The organism is Actinomyces sp. MRS3W (assembly GCF_032465695.1).
Classification (GTDB): domain Bacteria; phylum Actinomycetota; class Actinomycetes; order Actinomycetales; family Actinomycetaceae; genus Actinomyces.
In genome coordinates this window covers 1-18,094 of record NZ_JAWDJJ010000095.1, presented here as the reverse complement: position 1 = coordinate 18,094, position 18,094 = coordinate 1, and the positions used below count along the sequence as shown (strand labels likewise).

Sequence of the window (18,094 nt, the reverse complement as noted above, 5' to 3'; positions counted from 1 at the left end):
GTCGCAGGCGGCGGCACGTCGGTCCGCGGCGAGGATGGCGTCCCACCAGCCGCTCATCTGCTGCTCGGCGGACAGGGCGTGCGCGGCGGCGTGGGAGGCGGCCTTGCCCGCTGCCACCTGCTCGTCGGTGAGCGCGTCCAAGGTGGCTGCTAGAGAGGCGGCGGTGAAGTCCGCGGTGACGGCGCCCAGGTGGTATTGCTCGACCACGCGGGCCATCTCGGGGCTGGGTGAGACGACCACGGCCAGGCGGGCCTGGATGAAGTCGAAGAGCTTGTTGGGCAGGGTGTGCTTGTAGTTGAAGGAGACCGGCGGGATGGAGAAGACGCCGACGTCGTAGCGGGCGAGGGTATCGATGAGGTCGGCATAGGGCACCGGGTTCATGACCCGCACCCGGCCGGCCCGGTTGGCGGGCAGGGTGGCGGCCTGAGTCTGCAGGGCCGCAATCACGGAGGGGTCGTTGCGGGTGAGGTACAGGTCCAGGGTGACGTCACGCTGGGCGCGCCCCACGGCGTCAACCATGATCTCCAGGTGGCGGTCGGGCAGGGCGGCACCGGAGTGCACCAGGCGTAGCGGGCGCCCCACGTCGGTGGGCTCCGCCTCCCGGTATGGGGTGGCGTTGGTGACCACGTCGGCGCGGATGCCGTACTCGCGCGCGTAGGCGTCGGCCAGTCCCTGGGCGACGGTGGTGACCGAGTCCGCCCGGGTCACGTAGGTGCGGCACAGCCAGCGCACGTAGGGGGCGACGAAGATGCGCCACCGCGGCACGCCCTCCTTTTGGCGGGGTGCGTATTCGTGCAGGTCGGCATGGACGCCGCCCGGAGGACGCAGCCATAGGGCCAGGGGCACGGTTTCGGCGTCGTCGGCCAGCACCACATCGAAGTCGCCGGGTTCCAGCTGCTCACGCACCCAGGCAACCACTTCTTGTCGTTCCTGGGCGCGCGCGAAACGGTGGGCGATGAGGTCGGCGCGGTTGAGTCGCCAGGAGACCAGTTCATCGGGGATGCGCACGTGCCGGACCACACCCGCGGGTGCCTCACCGTAGCCGCAGGTGGTGACGTCGTGCGTCGGGGTGAACAGCCGCACCTGTTTGAGAACGCGGGCATCGGAGATGATCGGGGAGAAGGAGAGGATGAGCAGGCGCGGGCGGCGGACGGCCTGGGGCGCCGTGTCGGTGCGGCCGGACAGAATGCTCATGCGCGCTCCCCCATGAGCGCCCTGCGGTAAGCGCCGATGAGCGCGGCGACTTCATGCTCCCAGGTCAGCTCCGGGCAGGCGGCCAGGGCGGCTGCCCGGTAGCGGTCGGCGTCGGCCAGGATGCGGGAGATGGTGGCGGCCAGATCCTCCGGGTCCTCCCCGGAGAAGACCTCCCCCACCCCGTAGTGCTCGACGACGGCGCGAATGTCGGGCAGGTCGGCTGCGGCCACGGGCAGGCCGCCGCGAATGGATTCGAACAGCTTGTTGGGCAGGGCGAAGCGGTAGGACAGGCAGGTGGGACGGACGTGGACCACGGCGACGTCGGCGTCGGACAGGGCGTCGGCAACCTCATGGGGTGCGACCGGCCCCACCCGGTGCACGCGGGCGCTCACGCCGTGGCGGGCGGCTTCGCGGGCGACGACGGCGAGGTAGTCCGGTTCACCGTAACCGAGCATGACCAGGTGGACGTTCTCGGGCAGGTGCGGCAGTGCGGCGATGGTTTCCTCAATGCCGCGGGAGGTGGTGATGCGGCCGCCGTAGGCGATGACCCGGTCGGAGGGGGACAACCCGGCAAGCTCCCGCAGGCGCCCGCGCGTGGGATCCGGCAGGGGGCCCGCGGCGGGGATATTGCGCACCAGCGTCGGCGGCTGCTCCAATCGGTAGTGCTCGGTCAGCCAGTCAACGATGGAGGGTGAAACGGTGATGACGGCGTCGGCGCGGCGAATGCCGCGCCTCTCCACGGCCGCCTCGACGTGGGGGGCCACGAGGCGATCGGCGCGGACGTTGCGGTGGAGCCACAGCTCGTGGGAGTCGTAGATGAGTCGGGCGCGGCAGCGGTCCACGATCCACAGGGCAGGGGCCAGGGTGTTGCCGTCATTGGCGTGCACGACGTCCGGCATCCAAGCCAGGGCGGCGCGGGCCGTCCGCAGCCAGTAGTCGCTCAGGGAGACGGTCTTGTAGGCGCGCATGGCCGCGTCGGCCGCGAGCGCACCGGCGCGTCCAGCCGCGGCGTGCGCTGCGGCGGACACGGTCATACCGGGTGCGCGTACGGGGGCCGTATCGGCTTCAGCCGCCTCAGCCGCGAGCGCAGGCGCGCCCTGGGCGTCAGCGTCGATGCCGGCATTGTCGGCGGGGGTCTCCAGTGCCGCGGCGCCGGCTGGCGCCCCGGTCTTGCCGGTGACGCGGTCGCGCAGCGCCGCCAAGCGGGGGGACATATTGGCGAGGGCGAACTCACGGGCACGCACAATGTCAACGCCGTCGCCCACCGGGACGGTGCCCTCGGGGTAACCGGAGCGAGCGCGGGCGACGGCGAAGATGCGCACCGTGGCACCGGCCTCGCGCAGGGCCGCGGCCTCCTTGAGGACGCGGGCGTCGTTGTGCGCGTCGTTGTAGACGAGCATGGCGACGCGCGGGCCACGCCCATTGAAGGTCGGTAGCCGCAGCGCCGACCGGCCCGGGGCGGCGTCGGCGGGAGCCATCCGCGTAGCGGCGGTGTCGGCGGACGTCGTCTGGCTCATGCGGTCTTCTCCTGCCTGTCCGGTTGCATGCGGGAGGCGGCACCCACGGCACCCCGGGCGGCCGACTCATCGTCGTCGTCGAGTAGCCCGGCCAGGGCCGCCTGCTGGGCGAAGTCCGGGGCGGCGGCAACCACCTCATCGAAGGTGCCGGAGGCGACCAGGTGGGCCTCGCGCATGAAGCACACCTGGTCACTGTGGCGAATCGTTGCCAGGCGGTGCGCCACCACAATGACGGTCACCTCACCGGAGAGTTCGGCAACCGCTTCAGTGACGGCAGCTTCGGTGGCGGTGTCGAGGGCGGACGTGGCCTCATCCATGATGAGGACGAGCGGCTCGGAGTACAGGGCGCGGGCGATGCCCAGGCGCTGACGCTGCCCGCCGGACAGCTTCATGCCACCCTCACCGACCGAGGCCCAGATGCCGCCCTCACGCTCCTCGATGACGTCGAGCAGCTGGGCACGACGCAGGGCGCGGCGCACGCGCTCGACGTCGATGGAGTCGGTGTCCCAGGACAGGGCGACATTGTGGGCGACGGTCGAGTCGAACAGGGACACCTCCTGGGGCACGTAGCCGACCCGTGAGCGCCAGGAGCGCAGCACGTCCGTCAACGGCACATCGTCCACGCGCAGCTGCCCGGTCGAGGGCGTGAGCAGCCCCAGGATCATGTCCACCAGGGTGGATTTGCCCGATCCCGAGGCGCCGACGAGGGCGAGCGAGGAGCCGAAGGGCAGGGTGAGGGAGACGTTCTCAACGGCGGGGGTGTCGGAGCCGGAGTAGGTGTAGGTGACGTTGTCGAGTACGAGGGCGCGGGCGTCGTCGGGCAGGTCTGCGCCCGCCACCATTTCGGCGTGCTGGGCACGGTTGATGCGGCCGGCCTCGATCTCCGCCAGCACCCGCTCGGCGTAGGGGATATTGGCGCCGGTCTGCCCCATAATCGTCTGGAAACGAGTGATCGAGGGGACGATGCGGAACCCGCACACCCCGAACAGCGCCAGAGAGGACAGCGCCTCCCCCGGGCCGCCCTGGGAGTAGCCGATGCCGGCAGCGATGGCGAGCCCGCCGATGAGGGCGATCTCGAGCATGTAGCGCGGTACGGCGCCGAGGAAGGACTGGTCGGCGCGGGCCTGGGAGGCCTTGCGCCGCTCGGCGAGGACCACGCGCTCCAGCTCGGCGGCCTTGTCGCGCAGGGTGATCTCCTTGAGGGAGTGCACCATTTCGGAGACTAGGCGAACGGCACGCACCGAGTAGGTGCGGTTGTCTTTGCCCGCAGCCACCGCTCGGCGCAGCACCCACATGTACATGACCAGGGCGACGATGCCGAAGTAGGCAACGCTGACCGCGGCCATCAGCGGGCGCGCCACGAAGAGCACCACCATGACGGCCACAAAGGTGCAGATTTCACCGGCTAGCTGGGTGAAGGGGATGAGCACGCCGGAGACGGTGGAGGCCACGCCCACATCCGTGGAGCGGACCAGGTCGGTGGAGTGGCGGCGCAGCCGCTCGGACCAGGGGGCGTAGAAAAAGGAGTCGAGCAGCTGGGCGCCCAGGTCCTGCTCGAAGCTGGCGAAGCGGCGGGTGGATGCACGCTGGATGGCGATGGCCAGCAGGTCCTTGCTGATGATGAGTACACACACCACCACCAGCAGCCATACGGTGCCGGTGCCACCCACGGTCACCCCGATCACCGGCACGGTGAGGGAGGCGCCCGTCATGAGTGGAGTGAGCAGGAGGGCGAGCAGACCCAGCGCGGCCACATCCAGCAGGGACAGCGCCGAGAAGAGGCCGGCGAAGGTGAGGATGAATCGTGAGGCGTCGTGGGGCAGGACGCTCAGCAGGCTCCTCACGGTGCGCAGCAGCAGACTCACCCGGCGAGTATATCCAGAGGCCTGCTCGGACCGCTGGGCTTCCCACGGACGCTTCACCGGGCCCCTGCGCCGGCCGGTCGGCCCGGCGGGGGCGCCGGCCGGTAGAGTCTGGATCATGAAGGTGCTCTCCGTGGTCGGCGCCCGCCCCCAGTTCGTCAAGCTTGCGCCCATTGATGCCGCTTTCCGCGCCGCCGGGATCGAGCATGTCATTGTGCACACGGGCCAGCACTACGACCCCATGCTCTCGGACGTGTTCTTCCGCGATCTGGGGATCTCGGAACCGGATGTGCATCTGGGGGTGGGCTCGGGATCGCACGGCGTGCAGACCGGGGCGATGCTGGCAGCCATGGACGGCGTGCTCACCGAGCAGCGCCCGGACTGGGTGCTGGTCTACGGGGACACCAACTCCACGCTCGCCGGAGCCCTGGCGGCCGTCAAGCTCCACGTGCCCAGCGCACACCTGGAGGCGGGCCTGCGCTCCTTCAACCGGGCCATGCCCGAGGAGATCAACCGGGTGCTCACCGATCACGCCGCCGATCTGCTGCTGGCCCCCACGGATGTCGCGGCCGGGCACCTGGCCACTGAGGGATTGGCTGAACGGACAGTCGTGGTCGGTGACGTCATGACCGATGTGCTGGCGCAGGTGCGAGACGCAGTTGCCGCCTTGCCGTCGCCCGTTATGCGCGAGCTGAGCCTACCGGAGGGCGGGTACTCACTAGCCACGATCCACCGGGCGGAGAACACCGACGATGCCGACCGGCTGCGTTCCGTCCTGGCCTCCTTGGCCCGAGTGGATCATCCGGTGGTGCTGCTGGCGCATCCGCGCTTGGTGGCCAAATGCGCCGAGCACGGCATCGACCTGGACGCCGTGAGCACCGCCCCGGGCTCGCACCTGCTGGTGCACCCGCCTCTGGCCTACCCGGACTTGATCGCTTCGGCCCTGCACGCCCGCGGCGTGGTCACGGACTCCGGCGGCTTGCAGAAGGAGGCCTTCCTGCTGCGCGTGCCGTGTACGACGGTGCGGCCGCAAACCGAATGGGTGGAGACGGTGGAGCTGGGCTGGAACGTGCTGGTGGAGCCGGGCCCGGCCCTGGTGGCGGCGGCCTCGCGACCTCGTCCGGCCGAACCGGATCCCGCCGTCGCCAGCCCCTACGGGGACGGCCACGCCGCCGCGCGGGTCGTCGCCGAGCTGCGCGCCCGCATCGGCACCGTCAGGTTCTGATCAATACCCCTGCGGAGCGCAGACGCATCAGTCCGCCAGCAGCATGGCGGCGGCGTCGCCCAGGGCCGCCTGCATGGAGCGGTTGCGCATGACCCAGTCCCGACGGCGGCGCGCTGCCCGCGCCCGCTCGCCGTCGTCCGCCTGAGCCGCCCGCAGGGCCGCCAGCATGGAGGCGGCGACCTGCTCGACGTCGTAGTCACCGGCCCAGCCCAAGTCGTTTGCGGGCAGGTCCGTTCGCGCCGGTCCGGGCCCGGCGTAGACCACGGGCGTGCCGCAGGCCAGGGCGGCGAAGATCTTGGTGGGGTAGGCGAAGTCGTAGCCGAGCCCCGGGCGGATCGAGACCACGGAGGCGACCGCGCCGCGCTGCCAGGCGGCGGCCTCGGCGGCAGGCACCAGGTCGTGGAACTCCACGCGCGCGTCCCCGCCCGCCAGGTCCCTCAGCGCCTGCCAGTCGCTGCCCTGCCCCAGGAACACCAGCCGCGCCTCGGGCACCACCTCGTGCAGGCGCCGCAGCGCATGGATGAATATCCCAGCCCCCTGCCACTCCGAGGCGGTGCCGGCGTACAGGAAGTAGGGGACCGTGGGAGCCGCCGCGGCACGCGCCCCGTCGGGAGTGAAGACCTCGGTGTCGATACCGTTGGGCACCACGGTCACCTCGCGGGCACCGAGCTCACGCACCCGCTCCGCCACGCCGTCGTTGACGGCCAGCACCCGCCCCGCACCGCGGAGCACGAGGCTCTCCACCGCTCGCAGCGCGGTCACTACCCAGCCGGGGGCGCCGGTAGAGGCGGCGGCGTCGGACCACACGTCGGCCGCGTAGTAGGCGTACGGGGCGCCGCGCAGGGCGGCGGCCACCCGCACCACTGCCCCGGTCGTGGGCGGCGGCTCGGCCACCATGAGATCGGGCGCCGGGCCGGCCAGCAATCGCGCCGCCAGCGGGATGTCGAAGCTGAGGTACTGGGCGTATCCGCGGATGTAGCCGCTCTTATCCCGCAGCGCCGGCGCGGAGTGGACGGTGACCCCGGGGTCGGCCGGGGCGCTCATACCCGGCGGCGTCGAGGTGAGCACGGTGACGTCCGCGCCGGCGTCGGCCAGGGCGCGGGCCAGCCCGCGTAGTCGCAGGGCCGCGGCGGCGGCCTCCGGGGCGTACAGGCGGGTGGCCAGCACCACGCGGGGCCGCCCGGTGTGGGCTCGGCGGCGCACCGCCGCGAGTGCGAGGGCTCCGGCTCCCACGGCCGCGGTGGCAAGGGCTGCGGTGCGGGGCTTCACAGCTCGACCGTGCGTCCCTGGGCCGCCGAGTCCAGCACCGCCTCGACCACGCGCAGCGTGTTGACGCCCTCGGCCATGGTGACATGGTCACTTGCCACGCCGCGCACGGCGTCGCGGAAGTGCTCCTGCTCCAGAGCCAGCGGCTCGCGCTTGGCTATGGCGTAGCGGATGACGTCGCCCTCGGTCACGCCGCGGAAGTTGGCGATCTGGTCCCAGGTGGAGGCCACGGTGCCGTTGGCGTAGAAGGTGAGGTCGCCGGTGAGTGTGTCGGCGACGAAGGCGCCCTTCTCCCCGGTCACGATGGTGACCCGCTCTTTGAAGGGGGTGAGCCAGTTGACCACGTGGGAGACGATGACGCCGTTGGCGAGCCGCCCGGAGGCGACCACCATGTCCTCGTTCTCCCGGCCGGAGCGGTGGGCGACCTGGGCGCTGATGGACACGTACGGGGAGCCCGCGACCCAGGCAGTCAGGTCGACGTCGTGGGTGGCGAGGTCCTTGACCACGCCGACGTCGCTGATGCGCGCCGGGAACGGCCCCTGGCGGCGGGTGAGGACCTGGTAGACCTGTCCGAGTTCACCGGCGTCGAGGCGCTCCCGCAGCGCGCGCAGCGCCGGGTTGCAGCGTTCCACGTAGCCGACGGCGCCGACCAGGCCGCGGGAGGCGAAGGCGTCGCGCACCCGCTCGCCGGCCTCCACCGAGTGGGCGATGGGCTTTTCCACCATGGTGGGCACGCCCGCCTCGGCCAATGCGAGGGCGACCTCCTCGTGGTAGACCGTGGGAACAGCCACCATGGCGGCATCCAGACCGGCGTTGATCAGGGCGTGCACATCCGGCAGCACCGGCAGCTGCCCGGCGGCGCCGAAACGGTCCCCTCCCGGGTCGGCCACGGCCACCAGCTCCATGCCCTCGGTAGCGCGGATGACGCGGGCGTGGTGACGTCCCATGGACCCCAGGCCAATGAGACCCACGCGCAGCGGAGACTCGACGGCCTGCTCGGCGGCCTTGTGCGTCTGCTCGGTCACCTCAGGCACCTGCCTTCACAACGGCGGCCACGGCCTGCACGATGCGGTCCAGGTCCGCCTGCGAGAGGGAGGGGTGAACGGGCAGGGACAAGCACTCACGGGCGACCAGTTCGGTATTCGGCAGCTCCACACCCTCGGCGTAGGGGGCCAGGGATTCCAGGCGGTGGTTGGGGATGGGGTAGTAGACCCCGGTGCCGACCTGCCATTCCTCCCGCAGCGCGCTCTGGGCGGCGTCGCGTTCGGCACCGCTCGCACCCTCCAGGCGGATGGTGTACTGGTGGTACACGTGCCGGTAGCCGTCGGGGACGGCAGGCGTGAGCACCCCGGGGACGGCGGCGAGTCCCGCATCGAGCGCGGTGGCGTTGGCGCGGCGGCGCTCGGTCCACTCGTCCAGTTTCTTGAGCTGCACGCGGCCGACGGCGGCGGCCACATCCGTCATGCGGTTGTTGAGGCCGACGAGCTCGTTGGCGTATTGCTTCTCCATGCCCTGGTTGCGCAGCAGCCGCACCCGGCGGGCGAGCTCGGCGTCGGCGGTGGAGACCATGCCGCCCTCCAGGGTGGTCATGTTCTTGGTGGGGTAGAAGGAGAAAGAGCCCCAGGCGCCGAAGGTGCCCACGGGCTTGCCGTTGATGGCGGCGCCGTGCGCCTGAGCGCAGTCCTCGAAGACCGCCAGGCCGTGACGATCGGCGATCTCCATGATCGCGCCCATGTTCGCGGGCAGGCCGTAGAGGTGGACGACCTCAATGGCGACCGTATTGTCGGTGATGGCGGCCTCCACCGACTCCGGGTCCAGGGTGAAGGTGACCGGGTCGATGTCGGCGAAGACGGGGCGGGCGCCGGTGATGGCCACGGAGTTTCCGGTGGCGGCGAAGGTGAAGGAGGGGACAATGACCTCAGGGGTGCCGCCGGCCTTGGATTCGAGCTTGCTGGCGAGGGTGGCCAGGTGCTGAGCGGAGGTACCGGAGTTGACGGCAACGCAGTGCACGCCGGCAACAACCTGGCTGGAGAACTCTTCCTCAAAGGCCGCCACCTGCGGCCCCTGGACCACCATGCCGGAAGCCATGACGGCGTCGACGGCGGCTCTCTCCTCGTCTCCGATGATCGGCTTGGCTGCGGGAATGAACTCGCGTGACATCAGTGGGTGACCTCCCGGATCGTGTGCTCGGAATTGTTGTCGGATGTGGCTGAGACGGTCTCTTCGTACAGGGCGCCGGTGGCGGGGCAGCGCCATCGGCGTGGCTGCTCAGGGGTCGCGGGCTGCGGATCAACCGGGGTGAGAGGTTGGCCGGCGCGGCCGACCCAGCCAATGCGGCGTGCGGGGACACCGGCGACCAGCGCGTGCGCGGGGACGTCTTTGGTGACGACGGCGCCGGCCGCCACGGTGGCCCAGGCACCGATGGTCACCGGGGCGACGCATACGGCGCGTGCCCCGATCGAGGCGCCCTCCTCAATGGTGACGCCGACCGGCTCCCAGTCGGAGGCGGACTTCAAAGAGCCGTCAGGATTAATGGCGCGGGGGAAGTGATCGTTGGTTAAGGTGACCGCCGGCCCGACAAACACGCCGTCCCCGAGCCGGGCGGGCTCGTAGATGAGCGCATAGTTCTGCACCTTGCAGTGGCGTCCGAGGGTCACGCCCTCACCAATGTAGGCGCCGCGGCCAACGATGCAGCCCTCGCCGAGCACCGCATGCTCGCGCACCTGGGCCAGGTGCCAGATGGATGAACCCTCGCCGATGGTCGCATCGGCGGATACGTCAGCGGACGGGGCGATCCGGGCGGGACTGGCCGGATTCATGGCGGCTCCTTGAGTAACCTGCGATGGACGCGCGATTGACCTGTGGCCATCCGCTACCAAGCACCGACGGTATCAGTCGAGTGCTGCGCTGCCATCTTACTTATGCCTGACGCGTGTGCGAGAATGCCGCGGTGACATCCACCGACGGCTCCCAGTCGCGGCCGCCCGCACCGGTCACGGATACCTGGCTCGTCGTTCCGCTGTACAACGAGGCGCAGGTCGTGCGCAGCGTCGTTGAGGAGGCACGCCGTGTCTTTCCGCTCGTGGTTGCCGTCGACGACGGTTCCACGGATGACTCGGCGCAGCAGGCCGAGGCGGGCGGCGCCGTCGTCGTCCGGCACCCGCTGAATCTGGGCCAGGGAGCGGCGCTGCAGACCGGTATCACCTACGTGCTGGAGCGCACCGATGCTCGCTACCTGGTTACCTTCGACGCCGACGGGCAGCATTCAGTGCGCGACGCCGCCGCCATGGTGGAGGCGGCACGCCGGGAGAACCTAGCCTTCGTCTTGGGCTCGCGTTTCTTGGAGGGCCCCTCCCCCGTCGGCTGGCTCAAGCGTCTCATACTGAGAACCGCCGCCGCGGCCGCCTCCCGCACTACCGGCATGCACCTGACCGACGCGCACAACGGGCTGCGCGTCATCCGCCGCGATGCGGCGGCGTGGCTGGACCTGAGACAGAACCGCATGGCCCATGCCTCCGAAATCATCCGTCAGCTCGGCGCCACCGGGCTGCCGTGGCGTGAGTTCCCGGTGCACATCGCCTACACCGACTACTCCAAGGGCAAGGGCCAGTCCCTGTGGAACTCGGTCAACATCCTCGTCGATCTACTGTTCTCCTGAAAGAACGTTCATACTGCCATCATGAGCTCTCAGATCATCATCCAAGTCATTCTCATCGTCGCGGTTGCCGCCATGGGATGGATGATGCTGCGCTCGCCGGGCGGCGCCCGCCATCAGGCCGGCCGCCGGCTCCTCACCCTGGCCTTCGTCCTCTTCGCCGTGGCCGCGATCGTGGCGCCGTCGCTGCTCACCCAGCTGGCGCACCTGGTGGGAGTGGGCCGTGGAACCGACCTGCTGCTGTACGCGCTCGTGGTGGCCTTCCTGTCGCAAGTGCTGTCGTCCTTCCGCCGTAACGCAGCCCGCGAGCGCCAGATCACCCGCTTGGCCCGGCGCATAGCCCTCAACGACGCCCCGCCCCCGCCGTCGCTGCCCTGAGCACCAGAGCGCGGCGCCTGGGTGGCGGCGGCAAGCGTCGGTACCGCTAGTCACGGCGGGAGGCGCGCACGGCGATCTCCTCGCGAACCTTGAGACCGGCGGACACCGCCCACCGCACGGGGGCCTGCCACAGAGCCGGGTGGCTGGCACTGATGTAACGGCGCGCCGAGGCATGGTGGGCACGAATCATGTGCTCCGGTCGGCTCTTCCAACTCGCGCCCTGCTCATGGAACACAACCGCCTCGGGCACCTGCACATTGAGCCAGCCAGCCCGTCCCACACGCGCCCCGAGGTCAACGTCTTCGAAAAACATGAAGTACCCCTCATCGAAGCCGCCCAGACGCCTCCAAGCAGCGGCGGGCAGCAGCAGGCAGGCGCCCGACAGCCAGCCGACGGCGCGGGTGGCATCCGCATCGCCCGCATTGGTGCCGTGATAGGCGGCGGAGAAGGGATTGTTCGGCCAGATGCGCCCAAGGACGGCATGCCCGGTGCCGGAGATGAGGGACGGCAGGGCGCGCCCGGAGGGGTACACGCTGCCGTCGGCGTTGAGCAGCCGCGGTCCGAGGCAGCCGGCCCGGGGCTCGGCACGTCCCGCCTCAATGAGTACATCCAGGCTGCCCGGCTGCCAGACGATGTCGGGGTTGGCGACGACGAGCCAGTCCTCATCCAGGTCACGGGCGGCGAGATTCGCGCCGGCCCCGTAGCCGCGATTGGTGCCGTCGCTGACCACGCGCGCCCCGTAGCGCTCCGCCAGCTGGCGCACGCGCTCGTGCTCGGTGCCGTTGTCGGCAATGACAACAACCGGGGTCCGGGTAGTGGCGGCGGTCAGGGATTCAAGAAAACGAGCCAGTTCCTCACCCGGGTTGTAGGCCACCGTGACGACGCGGACGGTTCCCGGCGGGGTACCGGCGGAGGTGCTGGGCGGGGTAGGCGCTGCGTCAGTCACGCGTGGGAGACTACACGCGACGGGCACCACCGTCTGCACGCATATGCCCGCACGCATGTCCTATGGTGGGACGATCAGTCGCTCGACAAGCCTTCGTGTGAAGGATGAAGACCGCAACCCCTCACAGACGGGTTCTTTATGATCATGGCCGTGTCCACCCACGCCACACCTCGTCCGCGGCACTCCGCCAAGGATCTATCTCGACGCACCGCTCGCAAACTTTTGCTCGCCGGTTTCAGCGTTGTCCTGTTCATCGTGTCCGGCATCGGATTCGCCTACCACGACCTCCAGTCCCAGGTGAACACGATCGACATCGACGATCTCATTGGTGACGACCGGCCGGACAAGGTGGCGGACGATTATGAGGGACAGGCGGTCAACATCCTCATCCTGGGAACGGATTCTCGTGCAGGAGATAACAATGTTGACGGCGCCGAGGGCACCGAGGAAGTCGCGGTAGCGCGCTCGGACACCACGATGATCCTGCACCTGTCAGCGGATCGTTCCCGCATGGAAGTGGTGTCTATTCCGCGCGACACACTGGTGGAGATCCCCGAGTGCACCACCGCCGACGGCGGCACTGTCGGTCCCATGTCCGATACCCAGTTCAATGCGGCCTTCGCCAACGGCGCCGGCTCCGGCAATGACGACGCCGCCATTGCCGCCGGCGTGGCCTGCACCATTAAGACGGTGGAGGAACTGACGGACTTGTACATTGACGAGTACGTCGTCGTCGACTTCAACGGCCTGACGACCATGGTTGATGCGCTGGGCGGCGTCACCCTGTACGTGGACGAGGACATTGATGATCCGGAGTACACCGGTCTCACCTTGAACAGCGGCTGCCAGCACCTGGATGGCGCCACCGCCCTGCAGTACGCGCGCGTGCGCCACGGCGTCGGCGATGGCTCGGACCTGGGGCGCATCCCGCGCCAGCAGAATCTCGTCAGCGCCATGATCCGAACCGCCAAATCGAAGAACTACTTCACCGACGCCGATGCCCTGTACTCCTTCGCGCGCTCCGCCCTGGGGACGCTGACGACGTCTCCGGGGATCGGTTCGCTCACGACGCTGGCCGGACTCGCGCAATCGGTTGGTGACATCGGCATGGACCAGATCACCTTCATCACTATGCCCAATGAGGAGGCCCCCTGGGATCGTGACCGCGTCATCCCAACCGACGAGGCCAGTGACGTCTGGGCGGCAATTAAGGCAGACACCCCTGTTTCGGAGGCCTTGACCGATACGGCCTCCCAAGAGGCCACCGACTCGTCGGGCGCCGACTCCACCGACCAGGCACAGGAGGACGAGTCGACGGAGCCTGATGCCGGGACTGACCAGTCCGATACTGCCTCCGACGAGCACACCCCCACGGCGAACGCGACCACGGAGGATCCCGCGGCACAGTGCTACTAAGTGAGTAAGACGCCCACCGATCACCAGACAGCTACCGACACCACCCTGGAACAGGAGGTCAAGCACCGGTGAGTTCCACCGACGACGGCGACCTTCCCCCGTCCTTCACCCCTGGCACCGGCAGGCCCAGACGCCGCACCCACGCCCACCGGCCACCCGCTCAGCAGCCGAACCATGTCGGCACCGGCGCCGACCGCGCCGACGCTGATGCCGCCGGCGCGCAAAGCGGGTCCGTCCCGCGCCGCCCACTCACGCCACGGCGCGCCGCCACGTCGTCGTCGCCCGGCGACGCCGGCACCAGGAGCCGCTCCCGTACCGGATCCTCGGCGGTGCCCCTGGGATCCGCCCCATCCCGTCCCGCACGCGGCCCCGAGCCGACTCGCGTCATGGGCTCGCGCGGTTCCGCTCCCTCTGCACGCAGCCGCGGTGTTCCCCGCCCGCAAGCGGTTCGCTCGTCACAGCTCCTCCAGGCGGCCAGTCCTGGTTCGACGCCCGAGCCGCAACCGACTCCACCACGCAGGCGCCGCCGTCGTCACCCGCTGCGGTGGGTGGCTGCGGTGCTGGTCATCCTGCTGGCGCTGGTCGGCGCCCGGGTCGCTTGGCTGGCGCATGACATTAACTCCAAGCTGCAACGTGTCCAGGCCCTGTCCGGCGCCGAGGACACCCCCGGGGAGACCTGGCTCATCGTCGGCTCCGACTCTCGCGCCGACGGCGCCGTCGGTGACAACACCGAAGGAGCCCGCTCCGACTCGATCATGCTGCTGCACAAGGCACCCGGCGGGCAGGCCTCACTGACCTCCCTGCCCCGCGACACCTATGTGGACATTCCCGACTACGGCGGTAACAAGATCAATGCCGCTTACTCCTACGGCGGCCCAACCCTGCTGGTCACCACCGTGGAGCAGTTGACCGGGATCACGATCGACCACTACGTCGAAGTCGGGATGGGGGGCGTGTCCTCCCTGGTGGACGCCGTCGGCGGGGTCAACGTCTGCCTCGACTACGACGTCGACGATGCCGACTCCGGCCTCGTGTGGGACACCTCCCAGGGCGAATGCCAAGACGTCGACGGGGACAAGGCCCTGGCCTACTCCCGGATGCGCAAGTCGGACCCGACCGGCGACATCGGACGCGCCCTGCGGCAGCGGGCGGTCATCTCCGCCGTCGTCTCCAAGGCCATCTCGCCCTCCACGCTGACGAGCTTCTCCCAGCAGGACACCCTGGTCGATGCCGGCACCCAGGCCCTCACCGTCGACGAAGATGCCTCAACCACCGACCTGGCCCGGATGCTGCTCGCCTTCCGGTCCGCCTCGAAATCCGGCCTGACCGGGGCGCCGCCCATCGCCTCCCTGGATTACGAACCCGGCGGGATCGGGGCTGCGGTCCTGCTGGAGGACACCACCGCCCCGGACTTCTTCACCAAGCTGCGTGAGGGCACGCTGACGACCGCCGATTTCAACCAGTCCTGAACGCTTCTCGCCCCGCACCACCCCGGGTTGGGGCGGTGCGGGGCGAGATAAAAGCGACGCGGCCAGTGAACGGGCTCGGGAACCACCCCGAGCCGGATTCCGGCTCAGCCGAAGTGTGGACGGTCGGGGTCTGCCTGCCAAGCGCTGAAGGACGAGGAGACAATGTCATCCAGGTCGTGCTCCGCGACCCAGCCGAGTACCTCACGGATCCGGGTTGCGTTCCCGATGAGCTGCGGCGGGTCACCGGCGCGGCGGTCAAGTTCTTCCGGCTCGATTTCACGGCCGGTGGCGGCCGCAACCTGGGCGATCACCTTGGAGACCACCTCACGCACCGAGGAGCCCTTGCCGGTGCCCACGTTGAACACGTGCTGCTCCAGCTCCTGCTGTCCGGCCAGGTGGTCCAGGGCGGCGATATGCGCGGAGGCCAGATCGCGCACGTGAATGTAGTCGCGGATGCAGGTGCCGTCCGGCGTCGGGTAGTCGGTGCCGAAGATCTTCGGCGACTCGCCGCGTGCCAGACGGTCCATCACCATGGGGATGAGGTTGAGGGTGGCCATGTCGCCCAGGTCGTCCCAGCCGGCGCCGGCCACGTTGAAGTAGCGCAGGCCCGCCCAGCGCAGCCCCCAGGCGCGTTCGCAGTCCGCCATCATCCACTCGCCGATGAGCTTGGTCTCCCCGTAAGGGTTGATGGGGCGGCAGTCAATGTCCTCGGGGACAACCTCCACCGGCGGCATGCCGTACACGGCGGCGGAGGAGGAGAAGATCATCTGTTCCACCCGCGCACGCTCCATGGCCAACAGCATGTTGGCCAGGCCGCCCACGTTCTGCTGGTAGTACCAGGCGGGGCGGGCCACGGACTCCCCCACCTGCTTGCGGGCGGCGAAGTGGATGACGGCGGTGACCCCCCGGCTGTCCATGAGGTCGGCCAGCACGTCGGTGGCCTCGCCGGCGGCGACGTCGAGCTCAACGAGCTCGGCTCCCTGGATGCGCTGTGGAGTTCCGTAGGACAGGTCGTCAACGACGATCACCTGATCGCCGCGTTCCAGTAGTAAACGCACAACGTGGGCGCCGATGTAGCCGGCACCTCCCGCAACGAGAATGCTCATGGCGGCGATCCTATCCGCACGCCCTGGCTCCCCGCGCGCACCCACGGCGCGGATGTGCGGCTCGCCGAGACTCCGGCAAGCGGGCGTCTCGGCATCCGGAACACCTCAGACGTTCGTCCCAGTCTGACGGCGCAGAGACTCACCCTTGGCATGGGCCACCTCCGCCAGATCGGCCTGGAATGCGCGCATGGCAGCGCGGATCCGCTCGGCCTCGGCGCCCTCCCCCGCCCCCAGGATCCGAGCGGCCAGCAGCCCCGCGTTGCGGGCACCACCGATGGAGACGGTGGCAACCGGCACCCCGGCCGGCATCTGCACGATCGACAGCAGCGAGTCCATACCGTCCAGGTACTTGAGCGGCACCGGCACCCCGATAACCGGCAGCTCGGTGACAGCGGCGAGCATGCCCGGCAGGTGGGCGGCACCACCGGCCCCGGCAATAATGACTCGCAGCCCGCGGCCGGCGGCCTCGCGCCCATAGGCGATCATCTCGGTGGGCATGCGGTGGGCGGAGACGACGTCGGCCTCATAAGCGACGTCGAGCGCGTCGAGGGCGTCGGCGGCGGCCTGCATGGTCGGCCAGTCGGAGTCCGACCCCATGACAATGCCGACGACGGGTTGCTGGTTGCGCTGGTTGCTCACCGGTCTACTCCTATGTTGACTCTGCCGATTGATCCGCCACCAGCATCAACCGTGATTCAGCGGCGGACACGCCAAGCTTATGCCGTCCCGTTCCGCCGCCCCAAGACTCCGACGGCGTTCAGGCCTCGCCGCGCAGGACTGCGACAACGGTGCGCAAGCGCTCGCGCACGGCGGCGATTCCTTCCGGGTCGGTGGCCGTCGTGGTCATGGTGACGTGTCCCAGCTTGCGGCCGGGACGCCATTGCTTGCCATACAGGTGGATGCGCGCCTCCGGTTCGGCTTCCATGGCACGGGCGAGAGCGTCCGCCGGTGCCTGCCGGGCCCCGCCCAGAACGTTGACCATAACCGTGGTCGGCGCGGTCGGCGTCGTCGCCCCCAAGGGCAGGTCGAGAACTGCGCGCAGGTGCTGGGCGAACTGGCTGGTGATGGCGCCGTCCTGGGTCCAGTGTCCCGAGTTGTGCGGGCGCATCGCCAGCTCGTTGACGTACAGGGAGGTGCCGTCGGCGCCTTCGACGGCGAACATCTCCACGGCGAGCACGCCGGTGACATCCGCCTGGACGGCGATGGCTTGTCCGATGCGCTGCGCCTCCTTGACGGCCTCCGGGGCGAGGTCGGGGGCGGGCGAGATGGTCTCCACGCAGATGCCGTCGGCCTGGACGGACTGCGTGACCGGCCAGAGGGCGATCTGGCCGGACGGGCGCCGGGCCAGCAGCACGGCCAGTTCCCGGGTGAAGGCGATCGCCTCCTCCACCAGCAGGCTGGTCACGGCGCCTCCGCCCAGGCTGCCGCCACCGCCCGTCCCCGAGACGGCGTGGCCGGCGCGGGCGGCGGCGGTCGTGGAAATCCAGTCGGCGGCCTCGCCGTCGTCGAGCTCGGCGGGCGCATCCAGCATGAGCACGCCGTGCCCGTCATAGCCTCCGCGCGGGGTTTTGAGCACGACCGGCCAGCCGTGGGCGGCGGCGAAGTCGAGCACCTGCTGGCGCATCTGCGACGCGGTGCCGGCGATCTCGGCCCAGGCGGGCTGAGGCAGCCCGGCGGCGTCGACGGCGCGGCGCATGGCGAGCTTGTCGCGGGCCAGCAGCAGCGCCCCCGGGGCGGGCCGCACCTGCACCCCCTCGCCCTGAAGTCGGGACAGCAGCGCCGAGTCCTGATGCTCATGCTCGAAGGTGACCGCGTCGGCCCCGTGCACGAGGGCACGCACGGCGGCGTCGTCGTCGGGGCGCCCCACCGGGGCATCAACGGTCACCTGGGCGGCCGAACCATCCGCGGCCTCAACGAGGGTGCGCAGGTGGATACCGAGGGCCGAGGCTTCTTCCTGCAGCATGCGGGCCAGCTGGCCGCCGCCGATGACGGCAACAATGGGTGAGTTCACGGCGCCAGATTAGCCGCACGCCCGCCGCCCCGTACGCTGGCGCCGTGTC

16 protein-coding genes are annotated in these 18,094 nt (G+C 69.9%); 5 read left to right on the top strand and 11 right to left on the bottom strand.

Annotated elements, in window-relative coordinates:
• The 3 genes from RWX45_RS02970 to RWX45_RS02960 form a co-directional block, all read right to left on the bottom strand.
• On the bottom strand, positions 1 to 1,194 hold a 1,194-nt coding region (locus tag RWX45_RS02970; RefSeq protein ID WP_316022296.1), incomplete at its 3' end, for a hypothetical protein.
• Positions 1,191 to 2,711, bottom strand: coding sequence for a glycosyltransferase (locus tag RWX45_RS02965; RefSeq protein WP_316022295.1), 1,521 nt, complete (start codon positions 2,709 to 2,711; stop codon positions 1,191 to 1,193). The genes RWX45_RS02965 and RWX45_RS02970, both read right to left, overlap by 4 nt.
• Positions 2,708 to 4,576, bottom strand: a complete 1,869-nt coding sequence (locus RWX45_RS02960; protein ID WP_316022294.1) for an ABC transporter ATP-binding protein — start codon at positions 4,574 to 4,576, stop codon at positions 2,708 to 2,710. The genes RWX45_RS02965 and RWX45_RS02960 overlap by 4 nt, the downstream gene beginning before the upstream one ends.
• 115 nt (positions 4,577 to 4,691) lie before the next feature.
• Between RWX45_RS02960 and wecB the strand changes: the two genes are divergently transcribed.
• The gene (gene wecB / locus RWX45_RS02955) at positions 4,692 to 5,798 is read left to right on the top strand and encodes a non-hydrolyzing UDP-N-acetylglucosamine 2-epimerase (RefSeq protein WP_316022293.1); all 1,107 of its coding nucleotides are present in this window, start codon (positions 4,692 to 4,694) and stop codon (positions 5,796 to 5,798) included.
• 27 nt (positions 5,799 to 5,825) lie between these two features.
• Here the strand turns inward: wecB and RWX45_RS02950 are convergent, their stop codons facing one another.
• From RWX45_RS02950 to RWX45_RS02935, 4 genes are read right to left on the bottom strand one after another with little or no spacing between them, the layout of a single operon-like run.
• Entirely contained in the window at positions 5,826 to 7,067 is a 1,242-nt protein-coding gene (locus tag RWX45_RS02950; RefSeq protein WP_316022292.1) for a glycosyltransferase, read from the bottom strand.
• A complete protein-coding gene (locus RWX45_RS02945) occupies positions 7,064 to 8,098 on the bottom strand; it encodes a Gfo/Idh/MocA family protein (RefSeq protein ID WP_410050666.1) in 1,035 nt (344 codons plus the stop codon). Before RWX45_RS02945 ends, RWX45_RS02950 begins: the two co-directional genes overlap by 4 nt.
• On the bottom strand, positions 8,091 to 9,224 hold the full coding sequence (locus tag RWX45_RS02940) for a DegT/DnrJ/EryC1/StrS family aminotransferase (RefSeq protein ID WP_316022290.1): 1,134 nt from the start codon (positions 9,222 to 9,224) through the stop codon (positions 8,091 to 8,093). Before RWX45_RS02940 ends, RWX45_RS02945 begins: the two co-directional genes overlap by 8 nt.
• Positions 9,224 to 9,883, bottom strand: coding sequence for an acyltransferase (locus tag RWX45_RS02935; protein WP_316022289.1), 660 nt, complete (start codon positions 9,881 to 9,883; stop codon positions 9,224 to 9,226). The genes RWX45_RS02940 and RWX45_RS02935 overlap by 1 nt, the downstream gene beginning before the upstream one ends.
• Before the next feature lie 131 nt (positions 9,884 to 10,014).
• Between RWX45_RS02935 and RWX45_RS02930 the strand changes: the two genes are divergently transcribed.
• On the top strand, positions 10,015 to 10,722 hold the full coding sequence (locus tag RWX45_RS02930) for a glycosyltransferase family 2 protein (protein WP_316022288.1): 708 nt from the start codon (positions 10,015 to 10,017) through the stop codon (positions 10,720 to 10,722).
• A 21-nt stretch (positions 10,723 to 10,743) separates the two neighbouring features.
• Positions 10,744 to 11,097 (top strand): DUF2304 domain-containing protein, encoded by a 354-nt coding sequence (locus RWX45_RS02925; RefSeq protein ID WP_316022287.1) that lies wholly within the window; start codon positions 10,744 to 10,746, stop codon positions 11,095 to 11,097.
• A 46-nt stretch (positions 11,098 to 11,143) separates the two neighbouring features.
• Here RWX45_RS02925 and RWX45_RS02920 read toward each other — a convergent pair whose 3' ends face one another.
• The gene (locus RWX45_RS02920) at positions 11,144 to 12,043 is read right to left on the bottom strand and encodes a glycosyltransferase family 2 protein (protein ID WP_316022286.1); all 900 of its coding nucleotides are present in this window, start codon (positions 12,041 to 12,043) and stop codon (positions 11,144 to 11,146) included.
• A 144-nt stretch (positions 12,044 to 12,187) separates the two neighbouring features.
• Between RWX45_RS02920 and RWX45_RS02915 the strand changes: the two genes are divergently transcribed.
• The gene (locus RWX45_RS02915; protein WP_316022285.1) at positions 12,188 to 13,459 is read left to right on the top strand and encodes an LCP family protein; all 1,272 of its coding nucleotides are present in this window, start codon (positions 12,188 to 12,190) and stop codon (positions 13,457 to 13,459) included.
• Positions 13,460 to 13,527: 68 nt separating this feature from the next.
• The gene (locus RWX45_RS02910) at positions 13,528 to 14,928 is read left to right on the top strand and encodes an LCP family protein (RefSeq protein WP_316022284.1); all 1,401 of its coding nucleotides are present in this window, start codon (positions 13,528 to 13,530) and stop codon (positions 14,926 to 14,928) included.
• A 104-nt stretch (positions 14,929 to 15,032) separates the two neighbouring features.
• Here RWX45_RS02910 and galE read toward each other — a convergent pair whose 3' ends face one another.
• From galE to RWX45_RS02895, 3 genes are all read right to left on the bottom strand, one after another.
• Positions 15,033 to 16,034, bottom strand: coding sequence for a UDP-glucose 4-epimerase GalE (gene galE, locus RWX45_RS02905; protein WP_316022283.1), 1,002 nt, complete (start codon positions 16,032 to 16,034; stop codon positions 15,033 to 15,035).
• A 105-nt stretch (positions 16,035 to 16,139) separates the two neighbouring features.
• Positions 16,140 to 16,631: a 5-(carboxyamino)imidazole ribonucleotide mutase gene (gene purE / locus RWX45_RS02900; protein WP_316022297.1), complete on the bottom strand. Its 492-nt coding sequence runs from the start codon at positions 16,629 to 16,631 to the stop codon at positions 16,140 to 16,142.
• A gap of 160 nt (positions 16,632 to 16,791) precedes the next feature.
• On the bottom strand, positions 16,792 to 18,045 hold the full coding sequence (locus tag RWX45_RS02895) for a 5-(carboxyamino)imidazole ribonucleotide synthase (RefSeq protein WP_316022282.1): 1,254 nt from the start codon (positions 18,043 to 18,045) through the stop codon (positions 16,792 to 16,794).
• Positions 18,046 to 18,094: the final 49 nt, after the last annotated feature.